The 17,931-nt window shown below is 64.1% G+C and carries 19 protein-coding genes and 1 tRNA gene; 9 read left to right on the top strand and 11 right to left on the bottom strand.

Annotated features, from left to right (window positions below):
• Positions 1 to 7 precede the first annotated feature (7 nt).
• The gene (locus AC24YW_RS07605; protein WP_487482144.1) at positions 8 to 277 is read left to right on the top strand and encodes a hypothetical protein; all 270 of its coding nucleotides are present in this window, start codon (positions 8 to 10) and stop codon (positions 275 to 277) included.
• A 250-nt stretch (positions 278 to 527) separates the two neighbouring features.
• Positions 528 to 1,754 carry an ABC transporter substrate-binding protein gene (locus AC24YW_RS07610; RefSeq protein WP_487482145.1) on the top strand — a complete coding sequence of 409 codons (1,227 nt, stop codon included), beginning with the start codon at positions 528 to 530 and terminating at the stop codon, positions 1,752 to 1,754.
• A gap of 177 nt (positions 1,755 to 1,931) precedes the next feature.
• Here the strand turns inward: AC24YW_RS07610 and AC24YW_RS07615 are convergent, their stop codons facing one another.
• A complete protein-coding gene (locus AC24YW_RS07615) occupies positions 1,932 to 3,494 on the bottom strand; it encodes an adenylate/guanylate cyclase domain-containing protein (RefSeq protein ID WP_487482146.1) in 1,563 nt (520 codons plus the stop codon).
• Between the two features lie 192 nt (positions 3,495 to 3,686).
• On the opposite strand from AC24YW_RS07615, the gene AC24YW_RS07620 reads away from it, so the two are divergent.
• Complete coding sequence (locus AC24YW_RS07620) at positions 3,687 to 4,778, top strand: enolase C-terminal domain-like protein (protein ID WP_487482147.1); 1,092 nt, start codon at positions 3,687 to 3,689, stop codon at positions 4,776 to 4,778.
• A 37-nt stretch (positions 4,779 to 4,815) separates the two neighbouring features.
• On the opposite strand, the gene AC24YW_RS07625 is transcribed toward AC24YW_RS07620, so the two are convergent.
• Positions 4,816 to 5,238 (bottom strand): RidA family protein, encoded by a 423-nt coding sequence (locus AC24YW_RS07625; protein WP_487482148.1) that lies wholly within the window; start codon positions 5,236 to 5,238, stop codon positions 4,816 to 4,818.
• A gap of 118 nt (positions 5,239 to 5,356) precedes the next feature.
• Here AC24YW_RS07625 and AC24YW_RS07630 point away from each other — a divergent pair, with 118 nt between their 5' ends.
• Positions 5,357 to 5,827, top strand: a complete 471-nt coding sequence (locus tag AC24YW_RS07630; protein ID WP_487482587.1) for an NUDIX hydrolase — start codon at positions 5,357 to 5,359, stop codon at positions 5,825 to 5,827.
• A 200-nt stretch (positions 5,828 to 6,027) separates the two neighbouring features.
• The gene (locus tag AC24YW_RS07635) at positions 6,028 to 6,849 is read left to right on the top strand and encodes a glyoxalase superfamily protein (RefSeq protein ID WP_487482149.1); all 822 of its coding nucleotides are present in this window, start codon (positions 6,028 to 6,030) and stop codon (positions 6,847 to 6,849) included.
• Positions 6,850 to 7,031: 182 nt separating this feature from the next.
• On the opposite strand, the gene AC24YW_RS07640 is transcribed toward AC24YW_RS07635, so the two are convergent.
• Both AC24YW_RS07640 and cpdR read right to left on the bottom strand, forming a co-directional pair.
• Positions 7,032 to 7,106 (bottom strand) — tRNA-Val (locus AC24YW_RS07640).
• 75 nt (positions 7,107 to 7,181) lie between these two features.
• Complete coding sequence (gene cpdR / locus AC24YW_RS07645; RefSeq protein ID WP_007597092.1) at positions 7,182 to 7,541, bottom strand: cell cycle two-component system response regulator CpdR; 360 nt, start codon at positions 7,539 to 7,541, stop codon at positions 7,182 to 7,184.
• A 345-nt stretch (positions 7,542 to 7,886) separates the two neighbouring features.
• Between cpdR and AC24YW_RS07650 the strand changes: the two genes are divergently transcribed.
• The 3 genes from AC24YW_RS07650 to AC24YW_RS07660 all read left to right on the top strand — a co-directional run bounded on the left by AC24YW_RS07650 (position 7,887) and on the right by AC24YW_RS07660 (position 10,328).
• Positions 7,887 to 8,777, top strand: a complete 891-nt coding sequence (locus tag AC24YW_RS07650) for an N-formylglutamate amidohydrolase (RefSeq protein ID WP_487482150.1) — start codon at positions 7,887 to 7,889, stop codon at positions 8,775 to 8,777.
• A 524-nt stretch (positions 8,778 to 9,301) separates the two neighbouring features.
• Positions 9,302 to 10,084: a histidinol-phosphatase gene (hisN, locus tag AC24YW_RS07655; protein ID WP_487482151.1), complete on the top strand. Its 783-nt coding sequence runs from the start codon at positions 9,302 to 9,304 to the stop codon at positions 10,082 to 10,084.
• Positions 10,085 to 10,121: 37 nt separating this feature from the next.
• Positions 10,122 to 10,328, top strand: coding sequence for a hypothetical protein (locus tag AC24YW_RS07660; RefSeq protein ID WP_487482152.1), 207 nt, complete (start codon positions 10,122 to 10,124; stop codon positions 10,326 to 10,328).
• Here AC24YW_RS07660 and AC24YW_RS07665 read toward each other — a convergent pair.
• The 5 genes from AC24YW_RS07665 to AC24YW_RS07685 all read right to left on the bottom strand — a co-directional run bounded on the left by AC24YW_RS07665 (position 10,303) and on the right by AC24YW_RS07685 (position 15,734).
• Positions 10,303 to 11,493 (bottom strand): ABC transporter permease, encoded by a 1,191-nt coding sequence (locus AC24YW_RS07665; protein ID WP_487482153.1) that lies wholly within the window; start codon positions 11,491 to 11,493, stop codon positions 10,303 to 10,305. The genes AC24YW_RS07660 and AC24YW_RS07665 overlap by 26 nt on opposite strands.
• A 2-nt stretch (positions 11,494 to 11,495) precedes the next feature.
• Positions 11,496 to 12,656, bottom strand: coding sequence for an ABC transporter permease (locus AC24YW_RS07670; RefSeq protein WP_487482154.1), 1,161 nt, complete (start codon positions 12,654 to 12,656; stop codon positions 11,496 to 11,498).
• Positions 12,653 to 13,333, bottom strand: a complete 681-nt coding sequence (locus AC24YW_RS07675; RefSeq protein ID WP_487482588.1) for an ABC transporter ATP-binding protein — start codon at positions 13,331 to 13,333, stop codon at positions 12,653 to 12,655. The genes AC24YW_RS07670 and AC24YW_RS07675 overlap by 4 nt, the downstream gene beginning before the upstream one ends.
• A gap of 51 nt (positions 13,334 to 13,384) precedes the next feature.
• On the bottom strand, positions 13,385 to 14,443 hold the full coding sequence (locus AC24YW_RS07680; protein ID WP_487482155.1) for an efflux RND transporter periplasmic adaptor subunit: 1,059 nt from the start codon (positions 14,441 to 14,443) through the stop codon (positions 13,385 to 13,387).
• Between the two features lie 400 nt (positions 14,444 to 14,843).
• Positions 14,844 to 15,734 (bottom strand): LysR substrate-binding domain-containing protein, encoded by an 891-nt coding sequence (locus AC24YW_RS07685; RefSeq protein WP_487482156.1) that lies wholly within the window; start codon positions 15,732 to 15,734, stop codon positions 14,844 to 14,846.
• A gap of 149 nt (positions 15,735 to 15,883) precedes the next feature.
• Here AC24YW_RS07685 and AC24YW_RS07690 point away from each other — a divergent pair, with 149 nt between their 5' ends.
• Positions 15,884 to 16,636 carry a sulfite exporter TauE/SafE family protein gene (locus AC24YW_RS07690; RefSeq protein ID WP_487482157.1) on the top strand — a complete coding sequence of 251 codons (753 nt, stop codon included), beginning with the start codon at positions 15,884 to 15,886 and terminating at the stop codon, positions 16,634 to 16,636.
• 3 nt (positions 16,637 to 16,639) lie between these two features.
• Here AC24YW_RS07690 and AC24YW_RS07695 read toward each other — a convergent pair whose 3' ends face one another.
• Together AC24YW_RS07695 and AC24YW_RS07700 are read right to left on the bottom strand one after the other, a co-directional pair.
• Entirely contained in the window at positions 16,640 to 17,050 is a 411-nt protein-coding gene (locus AC24YW_RS07695) for a GFA family protein (RefSeq protein ID WP_487482158.1), read from the bottom strand.
• Positions 17,051 to 17,104: 54 nt separating this feature from the next.
• Positions 17,105 to 17,737: a LysE family translocator gene (locus AC24YW_RS07700; RefSeq protein WP_487482159.1), complete on the bottom strand. Its 633-nt coding sequence runs from the start codon at positions 17,735 to 17,737 to the stop codon at positions 17,105 to 17,107.
• Positions 17,738 to 17,931: the final 194 nt, after the last annotated feature.

Consider the following 17,931-nt stretch of genomic DNA (forward strand, 5'->3'; position numbering starts at 1 on the left):
CTCGATCATGTCTCCTCTCAAGGAAGCCGGCCGATTCGGTCAAGCCAAGCGACGTTTCCAGCTCAGCCTTCCGGATGATCACGGCGTGGCCAACGCCCTGCGCTTGAGCGAAGCGGCTTTCAATGAAGATGTGCTCCCCTGCGACGTCGAGTTGATGGCCCCGAAGGACTTCTATGCGACGATCGCCTCCGGATTATCGCCGACCCCGAAGATCATTCGATTTTCTGGCCAACGGCGACGGTCATGTCAGAGCAAAACAGTGATGGCGAGTGCGTAAGTCCGCCGCGCCGTCGATCGAACTCCGAAAGTCCAATCCCCCCGACGGACTAGGTCGTTGAACCGACCGGAGCGGCGCCACGCGCGAACGCCATACCGGCACGTCAGTGAGCCTGCCGCTTCGCACCGCCGGCTCCTCCGCGTCGACGCGCGCCATCGAGCCACAGCTTTGCCAAACACTTGATCTAGATCAAGCAGCCTTGGTGGGGATTGAGCCGACCTCGTTGGGGGCCAACCACAAGGCGTCGAACATGCGCGTCATCGGCAGGATGCTGTTCGTTTCCGTGATTGCCGTCGCATCGCTCGGCGCGATGTCGCAGCAGCAGCACGCGGATCAACCTGCAAGCGACCAGGAAATCCGCATCGGCAATGTCATGCCGTATTCGGGACCGCTGTCGGAATTCGGCGCGATCGGCCAGGCGGAAGCGGCCTATTTCGACATGGTCAACGCGCGCGGCGGCATCAACGGCCGCAAGATCCGCTTCATCACCCGCGACGACAATTCCGATCCGGCGACAGCGCTGGAACTGACGCGCAAGCTGGTCGAGAAGGACGGCGTGCACCTGATGTTCGGCTCGTTCGGCACGCCCGGCAATCTCGCCACGCGCTGGTACCTGAACGAGAAGAAGATCCCGCAGCTGTTCGTCGCCTCCGGCGACGAGGAGCTGAGCCAGCCGAGCGCGTTTCCCTGGACCATGGGCTGGCAGCCGTCGTTCCGGTCGGAGGGGCGCATCTACGCCAACTACATCCAAGCCTATTACCCCAGGAAGAAAATCGTCGTGCTCTGGCAGAACGACCAGTTCGGGCGCATGCTCTACAAGGGAATTCAGGAAGGCCTCGGCGATCTCAACCGTCACGTCCTCGTCGACATCGCCTTCGATCTGGCCGACGAGCATCTCGACGGGCACGTCTCGATCCTCAAGCGCGCCGGCGCCGATATCTTCGTCTTCCTCGGCGTGCCCTCGACCGCATCCAAGGTGATCAAGCTGGCAGCGTCCCTGAATTGGCGCCCGGTCTTCATCGTCAACGATGCCTCCGCCTCGATCGCCAATGCGATGGCCCCGGCGGGGCTGGAGAACTCTGCCGGCGTGATTTCGTCGGCCTTCTTGAAGGATCCGAGCGATCCCGCCTGGAAGAACGATCCCGGCATGAAGGACTGGTTCGCCTTCATGGACAAATACCATCGGGTCGAAAGCACCAACAACAGTGCAGCCGTCTATGGCTACGCCGCGGCCGAGGCGCTGACCCAGGTGCTGAAGCAATGCGGCGACGATTTTTCGCGCGACAACATCATGCGCCAGGCGGCCTCGCTCACGGACTATCAGCCTTCGGTCGCATTGCCCAACATCAGGATGAACACCTCGCCCAATCGCTATCTGCCGATCAGGCAGATGCGGCTGGTGCAGTTCGACGGGCGGTCGTGGCAGCCGTTTGGGGACGTGATCGAGACGGCGTTCACGGAAGGCGCGGCAAGGTGAGGTGACTCTTACCCTCCCTGGAGGGGGAGGGTCGGCTCGCATTGAGCGCAGCGAAATGTGAGACGGGGTGGGGTGACGGTCTCTCCATACATGCTCTGCCCGTGTTGAGAGATCACCCCACCCCGCTCGCGCTGCGCGCGATCGACCCTCCCCCTCCAGGGGAGGGTCAGAAAACCCTCACGCCGGCTTCAGCGAGGCCAGCGCGTTCTCCAGCAGCGAGCGGACGCGCGCGGCGTCGCCTGATTTCACCACGGCGGGGTCGAGATAGAGCTCGAGACCCGGGGCGCGCTCGGTGATGATGCCGCTGTTCTCCGCGGCAGTGTCGTTCAGTGCATCCACCGAATAGGGAATGACCTCGCGGCTGATCCCCTTCATCGTGATCGCCGGCAGCGCGTGGGCACGGACGATGTCGCTGACGAGGGCGAAGGTCTCGTAGCTCAAGACGATGCCGCCGGGCTCGGCGATCGATTGCAGGCGCGCGGCGAGGTTCGCCTCCGCACCGATGATGGTGTAATCCATGCGGTCCGCGCTGCCGAAATTGCCGACATTGCAATAGCCCGAATTGATGCCCATGCGCGAGCGGAACGGCTGCTCGATGCCGGAGGCGCGCCATTTCGCATTGAGCTCGGCAAGGCGCTGCTGCATGCGCCAGGCCATCTGCAGGCAGGCCTGCGCATCGGCGCGGTCGCCCTTGGTCTCGGGGTCGCCGAAGAAGATCAGCATGGCGTCGCCGATGAACTTGTCGATGGTGCCGCCATAGTCGTGGGCGATCGCCGACATCTCGGTGAAATATTCGTTGAGGAGCTGGGTCAGCTGCTCCGGCTGCAGCCGCTCCGCGGTCGCCGTGAAATTCTGGATGTCGGAGAAGAAGATGGTGAGCTTCTTGCGCTCGGTGTGGATGGTGACGTCCTTCTGGCCCGAGAAGATGCTCTTGTAGACCTGCGGCGGGATGTAGCGCGAGATCTTCATCGACAGCGAGGCCAGGAAGTCGTTGGCGGATTCGAGCTCCTTGTTCATGTTCCTGATGCGGCGCGCCTGGCGGCGCTGCAGCGAGAGGAACGACAATCCGCTGCCGGCGGCGATCAGGAAATAGGCCAGCAGGAACTTGAACGAGAAGATGTTGGCGGCGATCGGCTGGGCGATGATCACCTCCTGGATGCCGCGGACATCCCCTACCTTCCAGTCCTTCTTCGGGCTCTCGGGGTGGCTGTTGTGGCAGCTGACGCAGGCCGGGCCCATCGTGACGGGGGCAACGAGACGAACCTTGTCGTTGAACAGCGAGGTCTCGGTCTCCACGATCTTCTGCTCGGGATCCCGGCGCAGCGCCTCCAGCGCGTCCTTCTCGAACTTGTCGAGCTGATGCGCGGCGCGGTTCTGGAACGGGAAGTCCGAGACGAAGCGGTAGGTGATGTTCTCCTGCTGAGCGCCGATCACGCGGCCGAGCTCCAGCGACAGCGTTGCGGGGATCGGGATCGCGCCGGGAACTGATTCGTAATTGTGTACGACCCTGGTGCTGCCGGTGGGGTTGGCGAGCACGCGCCCGACCACGTTGGAGGCGTAGTAGCTGCGCACGCTCGTGATCACCGAGTTGAGATCGATCGCCTGGCGCCGCAGCGCCGTCTTGCTGAGCTCGGTGAGGTCCAGCCACACCGCGACCGGCAAAGCGAGCAGGAGGAAGACGATCGCGGCACCCGTGAGGACGCCGCTTTTGCGCTGTTCTTCGGAGATCTCTTGTTTCACGTCATGGCTCCGTTGTGTGCGATTTTGCCGCAAACCCTTTTGGAATCCGCGGCAAAGCATGCGGCGGCACAGAGCCAAGAATTGCCGGCCGGCGCAACCCCATTTTATGGTGGGTCGGCAGAGCAGCCTTTTCGTTTGATCACGGATGCTTAAGATCGGCGCGACCTGCATCCGCGCCGCCGGGAGAGAGCCATGACCGAGACCATCCGCATCAAGCGCTTTGTCGCACGCCCCGTGATCGTGCCGATGAGCCTGCCGCTCCAGACCGCGACCGGGGCGGTCGCCAATGCGCCGCTGGTGCTGATCGACTGCGAGACTGATCAGGGCGCAGTGGGCCATTCCTATCTGTTCTCGCTCACGCCATCGGCCCTGAAGCCGCTGACGGCGATGGTCACGGAAATGTCGGACCTCGTCGCCGGCGACGAGCTGCTGCCGTTCGAGATCGAGCGCAAGCTGAGCCAGCGCTTCACGCTGCTGGGCCTCGCCGGCCTGCAGCGGCTGGCGCAATCCGGCATCGACATGGCGGCATGGGACGCGCTGGCGCGCACGCGCGGCCTGCCGCTGGCCCGTCTGCTCGGCGGCACGCTGAAGCCGGTCAAGGCCTACAATTCAAAGGGCCTCGGCATCATGCCGGCGGGCGCCGCCGTTGATGAGGCGCACAAGCTGCTGGCCGAGGGGTTTCACGCCGCAAAGATCCGCGTCGGCCGCCCCGATGCGCGCGAGGATCTCGCCGTCGTGCGCGCGGTGCGCAAGGCCGTCGGCGACGAGGTCACGCTGATGTGCGACTACAACCAGGCCCTGACGGTCACCGAAGCGATCCGCCGCGGCGAGATGCTCGACGACGAGGGCCTTGCCTGGATCGAGGAGCCGATCCGCCACGACGATCATGCCGGGTGCGCCCGCATTGCCGATGCGCTGCGCACGCCGGTCCAGATCGGCGAGAATTTCGACAGCGCGTTTTCCATGCAGGCCGCGCTCTCGGCGGAGGCTTGCGATTACGTGATGCCTGACGTGCAGCGCATCGGCGGCGTCACCGGCTGGCTCCGCGCCGCTTCGCTCGCCCATGCTGCCGGCATCGAGATGTCATCGCACCTGTTCTCGGAAGTCAGCGCGCATCTGCTCTGCGTGACGCCGACCGCGCATTGGCTGGAATATGTCGACTGGGCCGATGCGGTGCTGGCGAGCCGGCTGCAGATCAAGGACGGCTTTGCGCTGCCGAGCGAGGAGCCGGGCAACGGGATTGCGTGGGACGAGGCGGCGGTCGCCAAATATCTCGTGACATGAGGCCGCCTGTCGCCGCGTCGATCAGGAATCGACGAGCCTACGGCCGAACGGCGGCAATCATGCTCAGCTCGACCGGCGCTCCCCGTGGCAGCTCGGCGACGCCGACGGACGTCCGCGTGTGACGGCCGCGATCGCCGAGGCGTTCGATCAGCCGGTCGGAGGCACCGTTCATGACCTGCGACTGCTGGGTAAATCCAGGCGCCGAGGCGACATATCCCACGACTTGCAGGACCTGGACGATTTTGTCCTCGCCGCCCGTTGCGTGGTTGACGGCCGCAATGCAGAGATCGGCGCAGAGGCCGGCAGCCTCCTGCGCGGCCGCGAGATCGACGCCAGCGCCGACCTTGCCCGCAACCAGCAGGTCCTCGCCGCGACGGGGCAGCTGACCGCTGACATAGGCAATTCCACCATGGATGATGACCGGCAGGTAATTGCCGCCGGGCTTGTTGACGCCGCTCATCTCGATAACCTGCCTATCGTTACATCCACTGGATGACGGACAATGGCAGGCGGGGAGTCGCGGAGCAAGGCTGCGACGCTTTTGCATGCCGAAGACGGCGCGGACTATAACATCCACCATGACCACATGGCGCCCTCACCCCCATATCCGCGTCGTCGCGATCGGCCTGCACTGGCGCAGCGGGCGGCTGCTGGCGGCTGAGGTGCGCGACGACGCGGGACGGATCAAGGGGGGGCGCCCGCTCGGCGGCGAGATCGAGTTCGGCGAGAGCTGGCGCGCGGCCTTGGTGCGGGAATTCAACGAAGAGCTCGGCATCGACGTCAGCATCATTGGTGAGCCATTGGTGATGGAGAACATCTTTGTGCACGAGGGATCGACCGGGCACGAGGTGATGTTCATCGCGGAGGTCGCGTTTCCGGATGGCGCCTTCGCCGGCCAGGAGCGCATCGACTTCCGCGAGGACAACGGAGAGCGAATCGTCGCACGCTGGTTCGACCTTGCCGATCTCGACGTGGACGGCGGGACGAGGCTCTATCCGACCGGGCTGAAGGACTTGCTGCTGCAGCATCAACGGAAGAGTGATGCGTGATCCTTGTCCCGGCGCCAGCGACGTCGGTTGACAAGCACGACGCTCTCAAGCAGAATTTTGGAAGGTTGATACCGCCGGCCGCTTGCGCCCTTCGGGGTATGGTGAAGTGTATCGGACCGCCGCCCGCTTCCTTTGCTCACGCGAACGGGTCAGTAACGCAAGCCCTGACATTCTCCGTTCACAATGCAAAGGAACAGAGTATGCGCGATTTCCGCGACGCCAAGGCCATGGCGCAGTCGCTCCGCGACGCCCTCAGCACCCGATCCGTCTCGCTCAAGGTCAGTGAGAGCCTGGAGCTCATCGCGAAGATCCTGGGCTTGCCCGACTGGAATGTGCTGGCAGCCAAAATCCGATCCGCGGGCCGCGGCCAGGACAGGAGCGTGACTGACGGTATCGAAGAGCAGGTGATCCAGCTTTCGCCCGATGTGCTGGACCGCTACGCCGGCACGTATCAATTCCACAACGCCGTGTTCACCGTCAGCCGCGGCGACGACCAGCTTTCGGCGCGACTGAGCGGACAGGCCGCGGCCCGATGTCATGCCGTGAGCGAAACGGAGTTCGTGGCGAGGGAGATCGGGGCGAGGCTTCGCTTCATGCTCGGCGCGAACGGCGTTCCGACCGCCGTGGTGCTGAACCAGCATGGCAACGCCCACACCATGCAACGCATCGACCAGGGCGCGGCGCAGGAGCTGCAGCGTGCGATTGAAGATCGCATGAAGAGCCGCTCCGCCAATCCGGGGACAGAGGCCGCGCTTCGCCGCCTCATCGCGGGCGTCGCCGCCGGCAAACCTGACTATGCACAGATGAGTGCGGAGCTGGCCGACGCCACCCGCAAGCAATTGCCGCTCTTGCAACCAGGCCTTGCCGAGCTGGGCCCGATCGAATCGATCGAATTCCTCGGCGTGGGGCCGCAAGGGCAGGACGTCTATTCCGTCTGGCATCAGGGCGGCGCATCGCACTGGCAGATCATGCTGGACCGCGACGGCACGATCATCTCGGCGCTTGTGACCCCGGGACCGTGAGATTGGGCGGGGCGGCAGAGCCGAACGGGCGATGCCGCACCAGTCCGTCTTCGCCCTTCGAGCTACGCCGGACACGCTTCGCATCGAGATGGTGGCTTGCCGAGCCGTAGCTCGCGGCAACAGCCCGCCTGCGCCCGGCGGGCTACGGCGCGGCATCCTTCACTCGCTTCGCGAGCGAAGGATGGTGGGCACGACAGGGATCGAACCTGTGACCCCTACCATGTCAAGGTAGTGCTCTCCCGCTGAGCTACGTGCCCTAAAAGTCCACTTGTGTCGGGTGGGGTCCCTATAACGGCTCAGGGGAGCCGGCGCAAGGACGGAAGGGGGGCGAATCAGGCCGCCAGCATCTTGTTCACTTCGCTGACCAATTCGCGCAAGTGAACCGGCTTGGACAGCACCTTGGCGTTCTTGGGGGCATCCGAATCCGAGTTCAGGGCGACCGCAGCAAAGCCGGTGATGAACATGATCTTGATGTCGGGGTCGAGTTCCGAGGCCCGGCGGGCGAGCTCGATGCCGTCCATTTCCGGCATGACGATGTCGGTCAGCAGCATCTCGAACGGCTCTTCCCGCAGCCGCTGATAGGCGGCCATGCCGTTGTCGTGGGACGAGACCTGAAAACCGGCGTTTTCCAGCGCCTTGACCAGGAAACGGCGCATGTCGTTGTCGTCTTCGGCGAGCAGGATCTTTGGCATGGCAGGAAACGTCGAATCCCCAGAAGATATCAGCAGAGGTCACTAAGCCCGACAGAGGGTAAATTTGGGGTGAAAATCTTAACCCTGCGCCGGCCCCGCTGCCGGCTCTTTGTGGACCGGAACGAACTCCAGATCAATCGAGCCGGACCGGCGCGTCCCCATCCCGCTGCTCGCACGGTTAAGACGTGTTCCAAGGGGCCATCACATCTTTTCGCTTGGCAGAATGGTTGCGATTCCGGACAATGACGACACATAAGAGCCGGGTGATCGGCCGAATCATTGGACCCGGAGCTTGTCCGGATGTTGTCCGAATCCTTGCGGCACGAAGGGACGAAGCCTGAGAAGATGACCCGCTTTGACGGCGACATGTCGCCAGCCTTCGAGATCTTCGAGCCTGCCGAATGGCGCGCGCCCGTCATTTTCAACTCGCCGCATTCGGGCTCGACCTATCCTGAGGAATTCCTGGCGGCGTCGCGGATCGACCTGCCCACGCTGCGACGGTCGGAAGACTCGTTCATGGACGAGCTGATCGGCCATCTGAGCGCGCGCGGCTTTCCGACGGTGCGGGTCAACTTTCCCCGCTCCTATGTCGACGTCAACCGCGAGCCCTATGAGCTCGACCCGCGCATGTTCACCGGCCGGCTGCCGAGCTTCGCCAACACCCGCTCGATGCGGGTCGCCGGCGGCCTCGGCACCATTCCGCGCGTGGTCGGCGACGGCCAGGAGATCTACCGCGACCGCCTCCTGGTCGAGGATGCGCTGGGGCGGATCGAGACGCTGTACAAGCCCTACCATCGCGCGCTGCGCCGGCTGATCAACAAGGTGCACCAGATGTTCGGCACGGTGGTGCTGGTCGATTGCCACTCGATGCCGTCGGTCGGCGTCAGCAGGGACGAGCCGCGCCGGCCCGACGTCGTGATCGGCGATCGCTACGGCACCAGCTGCACGCCGCTACTGCCCGATCGCGTCGAGGAGACCATGAGCGGGCTCGGCTATTCGATCGGCCGCAACAAGCCCTATGCCGGCGGCTTCATCACCGAGCATTACGGCAATCCCGCGAGCGGCCTGCACGCCGTGCAGCTCGAGCTCAACCGCGCGATCTACATGGACGAGCGGCGGCGCGAGCGCAGCGCGCGCTTTGCGCAAGTGGCCGCCGATTTCGGCGTTCTCGCGGACGTGCTGGCGACCACGATTCCGTTCGCCGACCTCGGCCCGTTCCAGGCCGCGGCCGAATAGGGCGCAGCTTCTCCTTCAAATCGACGAGGCTTTGCGCGCGAGTGCGTTTTCGCTTCGCAAGCTTGCGCGCCTGAAATGAAATCGGCGGGGCCAAGAAAAAAGGGCCGCTCGCGAATGACGCAAGCGGCCCAAGTCTAGGGAGGAAACGCCCAAGGAGGGCAGCGGTAACGCAAAGCGCTACCGCACCGCAACAATATGCGACCGCGACGCACAAAGTGCAAGGGATTTTGCGCGGTTTCCCATGCAAATCGCACATGGCTCAGTTGCTTCTATGGAAACCCAGATTCAGTTTCTTTGATAAGGAAATTCAATGGGTTGATAGTCATTTGCATACGAACAAGGCAACCTCGGAACTAAGTTTTCAACTCCGTGATCGATATTTGTCCAGCAGATGATTGGGATGGGGGCAGCGCCTGCGGCATCCAAAATACCAGGGAGCAACAGCAAGACAGCGCTGCCCGCGGCAGGCGAATTGAGCTAGGCAGGAGCAAGCTCATCCAACTTTCGTTTCGAGGATTTCGCCTGTGACGGTGATCGACTTCTCCGCCTTCATCGGTCGGCTCGCCACCGCCTCCGGCGAAACCATCCTGCCGTTCTTCCGCACCTCGCTGTCGATCGACGACAAGAGCAAGACCAAGGATTTCGACCCCGTCACGGAGGCCGACCGCGCCGCCGAGGCGGTGATGCGGCGGCTGATCAAGGCCAACTTCCCCCAGCACGGCATCGTCGGGGAGGAATTCGGCAACGAGCGCGAGGACGCCGATTACGTCTGGGTGCTCGACCCCATCGACGGCACCAAATCCTTCATCGGCGGCTTTCCGATCTGGGGCACGCTGATCGCGCTGCTGCACAAGGGCACGCCGGTGTTCGGCATGATGCACCAGCCGTTCATCGGCGAGCGCTTTTCCGGCGATAACGGTTCGGCCGATTACAAAGGGCCGTCGGGCGAGCGCCGGCTCCAGGTCCGCCGCTGCGCTTCGCTGTCCGAGGCCACCACCTACACCACGAGCCCCCTGCTGATGAACGAGCGCGACCGCGCCATCTTCGGCCGCATCGAGCGGGGCGCGCGGCTGTCGCGCTATGGCGGCGACTGCTACTCCTATTGCATGCTGGCCGCCGGCCACGTCGACCTCGTGGTCGAGACCGAGCTGAAGCCCTACGACATCGCGGCGCTGATCCCGATCGTGACCGGCGCCGGCGGCGTCGTCACCACCTGGGAAGGCAAGCCGGCCCAGGGCGGCGGCCGCATCATCGCCGCCGGTGACGCGCGGGTGCACGAGGAAGCGTTGAAGCTGCTCAACCAATAGCAGGCGCGAGCGAGCCTCCTGGACACGTGATATTAAAGTGAGCCTCGCTCCGAAGACGCCGCTCGACGATCCGCGACAGCAGAACGACCTGCCGAGTCACCGGCAGACCGACAAGCCCTGGCAGGTAATTCCGGAGAGAGACCAGATCGATCCGAAGCGGCCACCGATCGACCTCGAGGAGGCGATGGGCGCGCATCCACAAGCAATCCGCAGTCAGCTCAGCGTGCATATAAGCCTTCGATGATCGGCAATCGAGCGGCCCGGACCGCCGGAAACAATCCACCGATCAAACCCACGATCAACGCAAGGGCGACGCCCTCCACGATCAGCCAGGGACTGAGCTTGAAGTCGAACACCACCTGCGTGAAGTTTCCGCCGAGGGTCGAGGCCGTGACGCCGTCGAAAATCAGATACGTGACGGTAGTGCCGAGCAGGCCGCCGACAACCGCGAGCAAAAGCGACTCGGCGAGCGTTCCGACGAAGGCGGGGAAGCCGCCGAAGCCGATGGCGCGCAGCGTTGCGATTTCTGTCGCGCGGGCCGCGACCGACGAATACATCGTGTTAAGCGCGCCGGCAACCGCGCCCAGCGCCATCGCGATCGCTAGCGGCCAGCCGAGCTTCTGAATGAGGTCGGAGGTCTGCGAGGCCTGCTCGGCGAAATAGGCCGCTTCGGATTTGACATCGAGCTTCAGCCGCGGATCGTTGTCGCTGTAGCTCTTGAGTTCGTTGAGCGCGGCCGGCCCGGTGAGGCGCGCGCGCACGGTCTGGACGATGTTGTTGCGGTTGAACAGGCTCTGCACCACGTTGAGATCAGCCCAGATCTCGGATTCGAACACGCTGCCGCCCGCGTCGAACACGCCGACGACGTTCCAGCGCGTGGCGCCGAACGACACGGTAGAGCCGATGTCAAATCCCTCGAATTGGCGCTGCAATGCCTTGCCTACCACCACCTCATTGCTGCCGCGATTGAACATGCGGCCTGAGGTGATGGTGATGTCCTTGCGCAGCGTGCTGCCCTGTTCGCCGATTCCGCGCAGCGGCAGGTTCGCCTTGGTCTTGGTCGAACGCTTGATGCCGTCGACCACGAGATAGAGTTCCGGCGAGATCAGGGGCTTGCCATCGCTGCCGCGTGCGATGCCTGGACCGTCCTCGATCAGCCGCACCTGATCGCGGCTCACCGTGCTGTTGATCTCGGCCTGCGAGCCGGCCCGCAGCACGATGGCGATATCATCGGCGCCGGCGCTGGCGATGGTGCGCTGGAAGCCGTTGGCCATCGCCAGGAAGGCGAGGAGGACGATCACCACCAGGGCGATCGCAATCACGGTCGATAGGGAGAGCCAGCGCCGCTGTCCAATGCTCCTGAGATTGATGGCGGTGACCGCCGCGACTTGAAGCCAAAGCGAACGCATGCCTATCCCCGTCCGAGCGCGGTTGCAATATTGAGCCGCATGGCGCTGAGCGCCGGAATGATTCCGGTGATCAGTCCAAGCGCGATCATCAATGCCAATCCCTGCAACGCGATGGTCGGCGAAACCGAAAAGGCGGGCGCGACGTTGACGAGGCTGTTGCGGAGCGCCATCGCGATCAACGCTGCGATCGCCAGTCCGGGAATGCCGCCCAGCAGCGCCAGCATCACGGACTCGCCCAGCACCATCGCAAGGATGCGCGGACCCGAAAAGCCGAGTGTCTTCAGTACGCCGATCTCGCGCGTGCGCTCCCGGATCGACAGCGCCATCGTATTGCCGACGATCATCAGGATGGTGATGAAGGCGGCGCCAACCACCAGCAACACGATCAGCGCGATGTTGCCGAACTGCGCCACGAACGCCTGCCCGAACGCCTTTTCGGTATCGGTCGAGGTCTCGGCGGTGGAATTGGCGAACATCGCGTCGATTGCTTTTGCCACGCGATCGTTGTTTTCGGGCGAGGTGGTCTGAAGGATCATCCAGCCGATGGTGTCCTTGCCGAAACTGCGGGTCTCGTCGAAATAGGAGTATTGGAACAGCAGGAAGTTGGTGTCGACGTGCTCGACCTTGCCCTTGACGATGCCGGCAATCGTGAGGTCCCAGGTGTGGCCGCCGCTCTTCTGGCTGAAGATGTTGCTCTGAATGGGAATGCGGTCGCCGATCTTCCAGCCCCATTTCTGCGCCAGTTTTTCGCCGACCACCGCGCTGCCGCGGTCACGCATGAAGGCCTGAAGCTGTTCGGGCGGAACCTCGAATTCACTGCGATAGACGTCGAAATAGGTGTTCGGCTCGATCGCGAGCGACATGATGAAGTTCTTCGGGTCCTGATAATAGCCGCCGAACCAGTTGGCGAAGGTCACCTGCCGTACCCCTTCCACCGCGCGCACGCGATTGAAGTAGGCGATCGGCATCGGCTGCGTGAAGTTGATCTTGTTGACGGTGATCATCCGGTCCGCGGCGGCGCGGTCCTCGCCGAGGGTGAAGGCGCGGTAGAATCCGGCGAGCACGCCGAAGATCATGAAGGCGATTAGGATCGACACGATCATCAGGCTGGCGCGCAATTTGCGGCGGAACAGGTTTTTCCGGACCAGGTCGAAGTCGTTCACGCGGCAAGCTCCCGTTCGACGAAACGGCCCTTGTCGAGATGCAGCACACGCTTGGCATAGCCTGCCGCGGCCGGATCGTGCGTGACCATGACGATGGTCTTGCCGAGTTCGGCATTGAGCAGTTGCAGGATCGAAAGGATCTCGTCGGCGGACTGCCGGTCAAGATCGCCGGTTGGTTCGTCGCACAACAAGAGGTTCGGGTCGGAGACAATGGCGCGCGCAATCGCCACGCGCTGCTGCTGGCCGCCCGACATTTCGCGAGGGCGGTGCTTGGTGCGGTCGGCGAGGCCGACCACGGAAAGCGCGGTGTGAACGCGCTCGGCGCGCTCTTTGCGTCCCAACCTGGTGAGCAGCAGAGGCAGCTCCACGTTCTGCGCCGCGGTCAGCATCGGCATCAGATTGTAGAACTGGAAGATGAAGCCGATATTGGCGGCGCGCCATGCGGCGAGCTCGCCCTCTGAAAGACCATCGATGCGCTGGTCGGCAACCGCGATCTCGCCGGCGTCTGCGCGGTCGATGCCGCCTAACAGGTTGAGCAGCGTGGTCTTGCCCGAACCGGACGGTCCCATGACGGCAATGAAATCACCGCGGGGAATCGCGAGGTCGAGATGATCGAAGATCGAGATCGTCTCCTTTCCCTTAGTGAAACGCTTGACTACGCCGGTCAGGCGGATCATCGGATGCTCGGCAGTCACGCTTGTCTCCCTCTCAAGGAATCCGGCTTGTGGCTAGTTCGCGGCCGCTTCCGCGGCGCCCTTGCTCTTGGCGTCCGCGAGGAAATTCACCTTGACCGCCATGTCGGGCAGAATGCGCGGGTCTTTCTTGTCGAAGCGGATGCGGACCTTCACCGTGGCCTTTTCGCGGTTCGCCGTCGGCACGATCGCGATCACCGAGGCAGGAATTGTCCAGTCCGGATACGCATCCAGAATCGCGCTCACGGCGCCGCCGGGGACGACCCGGCCGATGAATGCCTCGTTGACGTCGACTTCGATTTCGATCGAATCCATGTCGACGATGGTGCAGATACCGGTGCGTGTATAGCCGCCGACCGACATCGGAGAAATCATCTCGCCCGGCTGCGCGCTGCGGTCGATGACGACGCCGGCGAATGGCGCACGAATTTGATGCTTGTCAAGCACCGAGCCACTGCGTTTGGCATCGATTCTGGCGGTCTCGAACTGCGACTTGGCCTGGCGCAATTGCGCGCTGAGTACGCCGACCCGGGCCTGCGCCTTGGTGAGATCGGCCTCGGTGGCGAAATTCTTTTGCGAGAGTGTTTGCACCCGCGACATGATCCGGTTCGCATCCTCCAAGTCCGCCGAGATCGCGGCCACCGCGGCATCTGCCGTCTCGACCCGCGAACGGGCCAGTTCAAAATCTCTTTCGGCAAGCACGCTATCGAGGCGCGCGACGATTTGACCTTCGTTCACCGTCATGCCTTCGTCGATGAAGACCTCGACCACCTTTCCGGTGATCTCGGCGGCCACGGTTGCCTTGCGGCGCGCCACCACATAGCCGGAGGCCGCCAGGCTGCCCGCCGCCTTGTAATTCGCGGTCGTTCGTTCGGGCTGCGGCGTGTCAAGTTGCGGAGTCGCTGGGATATGGGAAGCGGTCTCCTTCAGTGAGTCTCCCCTGCGAAATTCGAAAGCGGCAAAGGCGGCGAATGCGACCACACAGGCGACGATCGCTGCCGAGATTGGCAGCCAGCGGCTACCCGATCGCTTCGCCTTGCCGGCGCTGCGATCGATCGTCAGCGATCTCAGCAATTTGCTCTTGTCGTCGGTCATCGTCGTTTCCATCCGGTCGCTCGCCGCAGCTCGCGCGGGCGGCATCATCCCTCGCGCGGGAAGCTTGCTCACGGCCGGATTACTTGTCTTTCGATCCAATGAGAGCAGCCCTCGAGTCCGTAAGGCGGGTCCCGTCGGTTACAATCCACATCGGCTCTCGCGAGCGCCGGGTGGCACCCGTTTTCGGCGAGGCGAGTTGCAGGACATTTAAAGCGTAACGGCGACAGAGGCAATTCCTGAACCAGAAAAGTGTCGCGCTTCATGCTGCCAATTGTGGCCATCGCGCGGATTCTTCGCCTCGACGCGTCGGCTCCCGAAATCCGCTCAAGCCGACGCAATCTCAAGAGGAACCGCTCGGCGCCCGCGCGTGAACCCTCCAAGAGGCAGGTGCGGCGTCCCCTCACGCCGCCTCTGCGCGCAAATGCTCCACCAGCATCTTGGCCGGCTTCGGCAGGACTTTGAAGCTGCGCGCGCAGATCACGAGGCGGCGGTTGGCGAAGGCATCGCGCAGGCGGACCATGGCGAGCGGCATGGTCTTGGCGCAGCGGCGGGCGGCGGCTTCGGGCACCAGCGCCACGCCGACATCGGCGGCGACCATCTGGCAGATCGCGTCGAAGTCGCGCAGGCGCGCTCGGAAATGCGGCCGCATGCCGAGCCGCGCGGCGTGCTTCGAGATGTGCATCTGGAGCGCGGTGGCGCTGGTGAGGCCGACGAAGTCGCAAGCTCCCGCCTCCTGAAAGTCGATCTGGCGGCGGCCGGCGAACGGGCCGCGCTTCGACGTCACCAGCGTCAGGCGATCCTCGCTGAAGACAAAGCGCTCGATATGCTCGGGCAGCGCGTGCTCGGCGGCGAAGCCGAGATCGGCGGCGCCCGCGGTGATGGCCGCCGCGATATCCGTGCTCTCGCGCTCCTCGATGTCGACGGCGACGTCGCGATGCTCGCGCAGGAAACCGGCGAGCGCCTTCGGCAGATGCTCCGACAGGCCCGACGTGTTGGCGAGGAAATGCACGCTGGCGCGCACGCCGCTGGCAAAGCCGGCGAGATCGCCGCGCATGGCGTCGATCTGATGGATCACGAGCCTGGCATGATCGAGCAGGCTCTCGCCGGCCGCGGTCAGCTCGACGCCGCGGCGCCCGCGCTTGAGCAGCGCGACGCCGAGCGCATCCTCGAGCCCCTTGATCCGCGCACTGGCCGAGGCCAGGGCGAGATGTGACCGCTCCGCGCCGCGGGTGATGCTGCGCTGGTCGGCGACAGCAATGAAGAGCTGGAGATCGACCAGGTCGAAGCGCATGCGATGTCTCTTCTTTATTGTTGGAGCATGATCTTGTCGGAAAACCGCTTCGCACTTTTCCGGATCATGCTCCAGCCTTCGTTGCTGCCGAAGGCTCCCTCCGTAACCTCCAGATTGTGCCTGATCGTGGTATCGGTCAATGTGCAGACATGATCGACCCGCTGCTCATCCTCATCGCCGCCGTGTTCCTGCTCGCCGGATTCGTCAAGGGCGTGGTCGGGCTCGGCTTGCCGACGGTGTCGATGGGCCTGCTGGCGGTCAGCATGGCGCCGAGCCGCGCCATTGCCATCGTCATCGTTCCCGCCATCGTCACCAACATCTGGCAGACCTTCGTCGGCCCGCACTTGCGCGACATCCTGCGGCGGCTGTGGCCGCTGATGATCGGCACCGTGGTCGGCTGCTGGCTCAATGCCGGCGCGCTGACCGGGCCACATGCGCGCTACGGCACGATCGTGCTCGGCGCCCTGCTCGTCATCTATGCCGTGATCGGCCTGAACAAGTTCCACTTCCGCGTCGCGCCCGAGAACGAGAAATGGGTCGGCGGCGTGGTCGGAATCATCACCGGCGTGATCTCGGCCTCGACAGGCGTGCAGGTGATCCCGTCGATGCCGTTCATGCAGGCGATCGGCATGGAGAAGGACGAGCTGGTCCAGGCGCTCGGGGTGTTCTTCACCACCGCGACGCTGGCCCTCGCCTTCAACCTGACCGCTGTCGGACTGCTCACGCCCGCCAATGTCGTGCCGGGCGCGGTGGGGCTCGCCATGGCCTTTGCCGGCATGTTCATCGGCCAATCGGTGCGGGCGCGGATGCCGGCGGAGGCGTTTCGCCGCTGGTTCCTGATCGCGATGATCCTGCTCGGCCTGTATCTGGCCGGCAGCGCGCTGGCGAAGGAGTTCTTCTGACCCCTACGATTTCGGCTCGAACCCCGGCACCCATTTTTCGTGCTGGGGCAGATCGTCCTGGATTGTCCACCACGGCGCACGCGAGGAGGTGAAAACGTGCAGACGAGGCCGCACTTCCGGGTCGTCATCGAGCAGGCCGGCGGGAATGCTGACGGTCGGGAGATAGCTCGCCTTGCCCGGCGTCGGGCAGCCGCAGGTCCCGCAGCGGTAGCGGATGCTGCCCGGCGAGGATTCGTAAGATGCCGTCATGTCCTCGCCCACCACGAAGCGAAACTTGTCGGCATCGACATGGGCGTAGGTGGCGAAGGCCGCGCCGCTGAGCTTGCGGCAATTGACGCAATGGCAATGCGTTAGCGCGCGCACCTTCTCGATCTCGAACCGCACGGCGCCACACAGACAGCTTCCACGGATCATCGCAATCTCCCGAGCGCAGCCTCGATCGGACCGCTTCTCATTCACAAGAAGGAACTACCGCGTCTCCAGCATGGCGACACGGATGCCGAGATAGACGAAGAGGCCGCCGAGCGCGCGGTTGACCCAGGCAATCGCCCCCTCGGACTGACGCAGCCGGTGCGCGGCCCTGGCGGCGAACGCGGCGAGCACCAGGCACCACAGCGTCCCCGTGAAGATGAAGATCAGGCCGAGGGTCAGGAAGGCGAGCGGCTTGTGCGGCGCATCGGCTGCGACGAATTGCGGCAGGAAGGCCAGGAAGAACAGCGCGACCTTGGGATTGAGTGCGTTGGTGAAGACGCCCTGGAGGAAGACCCGGCGCAGCGAACTCCGCTCCGGCTGGTCGATGCTTGCAGCCAGCGCCGGGCGCGACCACAGCATCTGGAGGCCGGTGACGACGAGATAGGCCGCGCCGACCAGCTTCAGGATCGAGAAGGCCGTGGACGAGGCCATCAGCAGAGCCGAAAGCCCGATCGCCGCGCCCGCGACATGAACGAAGCAGCCGCAACTGATGCCCAAGGCGGCAGCGGCGCCGCCCCGCCAGCCCATCTGCATGCTGCGGCCGATCACATAGACCGAATCCGGCCCGGGCGTGATGTTGAGCAGCACGCCCGAGAGGATGAAAAGCCCGATCTCGTGAATGCCCAGCATGAAGGTGCCTCCCCTGCCGTCCTGGCGGTCCTGGTTCCGCTTAAGGGGTTCGCCCGTCCCCGTCCACCGCCGGGATTGCGCAGGATTCACCTCGAATTTGCAATGCGGATCATGCTTCCGCCGCGGCGCATCTGCTCTATAAAGGCGGGGTTCTTGAAATGCGGGATTCGGGGCAACCGCCACGCTGTGGCCGG

Source organism: Bradyrhizobium sp. USDA3516, assembly GCF_057651995.1.

What these genes read in the sequence shown, in the direction of transcription:
- cpdR (WP_007597092.1), bottom strand. Translation starts at nt 7,541, where the DNA reads ATGCCAAAGATCCTGCTCGCCGAAGACGACAACGACATGCGCCGTTTC.
- AC24YW_RS07620 (WP_487482147.1), top strand. Translation starts at nt 3,687, where the DNA reads ATGACCGAGACCATCCGCATCAAGCGCTTTGTCGCACGCCCCGTGATC.
- AC24YW_RS07690 (WP_487482157.1), top strand. Translation starts at nt 15,884, where the DNA reads ATGATCGACCCGCTGCTCATCCTCATCGCCGCCGTGTTCCTGCTCGCC.
- AC24YW_RS07695 (WP_487482158.1), bottom strand. Translation starts at nt 17,050, where the DNA reads ATGATCCGTGGAAGCTGTCTGTGTGGCGCCGTGCGGTTCGAGATCGAG.
- AC24YW_RS07665 (WP_487482153.1), bottom strand. Translation starts at nt 11,493, where the DNA reads ATGCGTTCGCTTTGGCTTCAAGTCGCGGCGGTCACCGCCATCAATCTC.
- AC24YW_RS07700 (WP_487482159.1), bottom strand. Translation starts at nt 17,737, where the DNA reads ATGCTGGGCATTCACGAGATCGGGCTTTTCATCCTCTCGGGCGTGCTG.
- AC24YW_RS07630 (WP_487482587.1), top strand. Translation starts at nt 5,357, where the DNA reads ATGACCACATGGCGCCCTCACCCCCATATCCGCGTCGTCGCGATCGGC.
- AC24YW_RS07650 (WP_487482150.1), top strand. Translation starts at nt 7,887, where the DNA reads ATGACCCGCTTTGACGGCGACATGTCGCCAGCCTTCGAGATCTTCGAG.
- AC24YW_RS07635 (WP_487482149.1), top strand. Translation starts at nt 6,028, where the DNA reads ATGCGCGATTTCCGCGACGCCAAGGCCATGGCGCAGTCGCTCCGCGAC.
- AC24YW_RS07675 (WP_487482588.1), bottom strand. Translation starts at nt 13,333, where the DNA reads ATGATCCGCCTGACCGGCGTAGTCAAGCGTTTCACTAAGGGAAAGGAG.
- AC24YW_RS07625 (WP_487482148.1), bottom strand. Translation starts at nt 5,238, where the DNA reads ATGAGCGGCGTCAACAAGCCCGGCGGCAATTACCTGCCGGTCATCATC.
- AC24YW_RS07680 (WP_487482155.1), bottom strand. Translation starts at nt 14,443, where the DNA reads ATGACCGACGACAAGAGCAAATTGCTGAGATCGCTGACGATCGATCGC.
- AC24YW_RS07605 (WP_487482144.1), top strand. Translation starts at nt 8, where the DNA reads ATGTCTCCTCTCAAGGAAGCCGGCCGATTCGGTCAAGCCAAGCGACGT.
- AC24YW_RS07685 (WP_487482156.1), bottom strand. Translation starts at nt 15,734, where the DNA reads ATGCGCTTCGACCTGGTCGATCTCCAGCTCTTCATTGCTGTCGCCGAC.
- AC24YW_RS07610 (WP_487482145.1), top strand. Translation starts at nt 528, where the DNA reads ATGCGCGTCATCGGCAGGATGCTGTTCGTTTCCGTGATTGCCGTCGCA.